This is a genomic window from Methylobacterium sp. WL116 (genome assembly GCF_008039455.1).
In the GTDB taxonomy this organism is placed as follows: domain Bacteria; phylum Pseudomonadota; class Alphaproteobacteria; order Rhizobiales; family Beijerinckiaceae; genus Methylobacterium.
This window is the reverse complement of sequence record NZ_VRUV01000564.1, coordinates 1-2,753: the sequence shown is the minus strand read 5'-3', so window position 1 is coordinate 2,753 and position 2,753 is coordinate 1. Positions and strand designations below refer to the sequence as shown.

2 protein-coding genes and 1 pseudogene are annotated in these 2,753 nt (G+C 71.5%); all 3 read left to right on the top strand.

All coding sequences use genetic code 11. From position 1 onward, the window contains the following. Positions 1-510, top strand: a pseudogene (locus FV223_RS24535) (AI-2E family transporter); the annotation flags it as partial. A 306-nt stretch (positions 511-816) separates the two neighbouring features. Next, positions 817-2,439 carry a hybrid sensor histidine kinase/response regulator gene (locus FV223_RS24530; protein ID WP_147729412.1) on the top strand — a complete coding sequence of 541 codons (1,623 nt, stop codon included), beginning with the start codon at positions 817-819 and terminating at the stop codon, positions 2,437-2,439. A gap of 50 nt (positions 2,440-2,489) precedes the next feature. Then, the coding region (locus FV223_RS24525) for a plasmid stabilization protein (RefSeq protein WP_147729411.1) at positions 2,490-2,753 on the top strand (264 nt) is incomplete at its 3' end.

Below are 2,753 nucleotides of genomic sequence, written 5' to 3'. Positions count from 1 at the left end.
GGGCCGGACCGCAAGGTCGCCGCCGTCGTGCTCAAGCCCTCGGACCTCGCGCCGGCCTGGCGCGGCGCGGTGCCGGTGCTCTGCGTCTCGAGCCGCGGCCCGTTCGACGAGGCGGCGACGCTGATGCTGAGCCAGACCCTCGACCGCCACGGCCTGCGCTCCGAGGTGATCGCGATGTCCGCGATCCGCGCCGGCGCGCGGCCGAAGGATGTCGGCAGCCTGGCGATGATCTGCTTCTCCTATCTCGAGCCGGTGAGCCTGTCGCAGATCCGCTTCACCGTGCGGCAGGCGCGCGCCGCGGTGCCGGGCGTCAGCGTCCTCGTCGGGTTCTGGGGCGAGCGCGATCCCGCCACCCTCGATCGCCTGCGCCGGGCGACCTCGGCCGACTTCCTGGTCACGACGCTCAACGACGCGATCGAGAACGCAATCGCGGTCTCGCGCATGCCGGCGGCGGCGCCGGCGCATCCTGCCGCGCGATCCGAGCCCCGCTTGCCGCAGGCCGCCGAGTAGCGGCGGCGGTCGACGATGTGGGCGACGTCGTGCACCGGCCGGCGCGACGGCTGGGCGGCGAAGCGGGTTTTCACGCCTTCGCCGATGCGCGAAACCGGCTCGCCGGGCGGTATCCGCGCTTTCGGCTTCGGCGCGAGCCTGACCTTCGCCAGAATGCCGGGATCGCCCGGGCGCCCCCTGGCGTTATCGCGGTGGTGTCGATCCGGATCGTGCGCCAGAACGCTTTTGCGCAGGCGCAGCGACTCGCCGGCGTCGAACGAAGCGATGGAGCGGCCGACCGATGCCGAAGGATGAGACCCCGTCGACATGACCCAGACGCCCGAGACACCGCCGACCGGCCGCACCACCCGTGTCGGCACCGGGTCCGTCTCCGCCATGTCGGACCCGCGCAACGAGATCTTCTTCGCGGCCGTCGAGACGACCCGCATGCCGATGACGGTGACGGACCCGCGCCAGTCCGACAACCCGATCATCTTCGCCAACAACGCCTTCATCGCGATGTCCGGCTACAGCCGCGAGGAGATCGTCGGCCGCAACTGCCGCTTCCTGCAGGGACCGGAGACCGACCGCGAGGCGGTCGCGCAGGTGCGCGCGGCGATCGACGAGCGGCGCGAGTACAGCACCGAGATCCTGAACTACCGCAAGGACGGCTCGACCTTCTGGAACGCGCTGTTCGTCTCGCCGCTTTACGACACCGCGGGGGAGCTGCTGTACTTCTTCGCCTCGCAGCTCGACGTGTCGCGCCGCCGCGACGCCGAGGAGGCCCTGGGCCAGGCCCAGAAGATGGAGGCGCTCGGCCAGCTCACCGGCGGCATCGCGCACGATTTCAACAACCTGCTCCAGGTCATCGTCGGCTACGTCGACATCCTCAGCGCCGGGCTCGAGAAGCCGGATGCCGACAAGGGCCGCCTCGGGCGTGCCGCCGACAACATCCGCCAGGCCGCGCAGCGCGCCACGACGCTGACGCAGCAGCTCCTCGCCTTCTCGCGCAAGCAGCGGCTGGAAGGCCGCGCGGTCAACCTCAACGCCCTGATCGAGGGCATGCGCGACATGGTCGCCCGCTCCGTCGGCGAGGCGATCACCGTGGACTACGACCCGGCGCCGGACCTGTGGAACTGCCGGGTCGACCCGACCCAGGCCGAGGTCGCGCTGCTCAATGTGATGATCAACGCCCGCGACGCGATGCCGGAGGGCGGCCGCATCCGCATCGTCACCGAGAACCTCGACGTGTCCGAGCGCGACATCACCGGGACCGGCCCCTTGCGCGCCGGCCGCTACGTCCGGGTCTCGATCACCGACACCGGCACCGGCATGCCGCCCTCGGTGCTGGCGCGGGTGATGGACCCGTTCTTCACCACCAAGGAGGAGGGCAAGGGTACCGGGCTCGGCCTCTCGATGGTCTACGGCTTCGCCAAGCAGTCGGGCGGCGCGGCCCAGATCGAATCGGTCCAGGGGGAGGGCACCACCGTGCGCCTGTCGTTCCCGGTGACCGAGACCGGGGTGAAGGAGGCGCCGAAGCCGGCGGCCCGCGCCATCGAGCGCCAGGGCACCGAGACCATCCTGATCGTCGACGACCGCGAGGACGTGGCCGAGCTCGCCCGGACGATCCTGCGCGACTTCGGCTACGTCACGCTGATGGCCGGGAACGGGCGCGAAGCCCTGGAGATCCTCGACGGCAACGACCGCATCGACATGATCTTCACCGACCTGATCATGCCCGGCGGCATGAACGGGGTGATGCTCGCCCGCGAGGCGCGGCGCCGGCAGCCGCGGCTCAAGGTGCTGCTCACCACCGGCTACGCCGAGGCGAGCCTGGAGCGAACCGACGCGGGGGGATCCGAGTTCGACGTGTTGAACAAGCCCTACCGCCGCACGGACCTGATCCGTCGCGTGCGCGCCGTCCTCGACGGGCCGACCGGGACCGGCTGAGGACGCTGCGCCGGCGGACGGGTGAATCGGGCGGAGACGCGAGGTCGATCATGCCGCAGGGCGACAAGGGCAAGTACACCGACAAGCAGGTGCGGAAGGCCGAGCACATCGCCGACTCGTACGAGAAGCGCGGCGTGCCCGATGAGGCGGCCGAGGCCCGCGCCTGGGCGACGGTCAACAAGGACGACGGCGGCGGCAAGAAGCCCGGCGGCTCCGGCCGGGGCAAGGCCACCGGCCACCCGGCGGCGCATGCGGGCGGGGAGAAGGGCGGCAAGGCGGGCGGCAAGGCCTCGGCCGCGCGCACGCCGGAAGAG

Excerpts from the sequence above, each read along its gene's own strand:
- FV223_RS24530 (WP_147729412.1), top strand. The coding sequence starts at position 817 with ATGACCCAGACGCCCGAGACACCGCCGACCGGCCGCACCACCCGTGTC.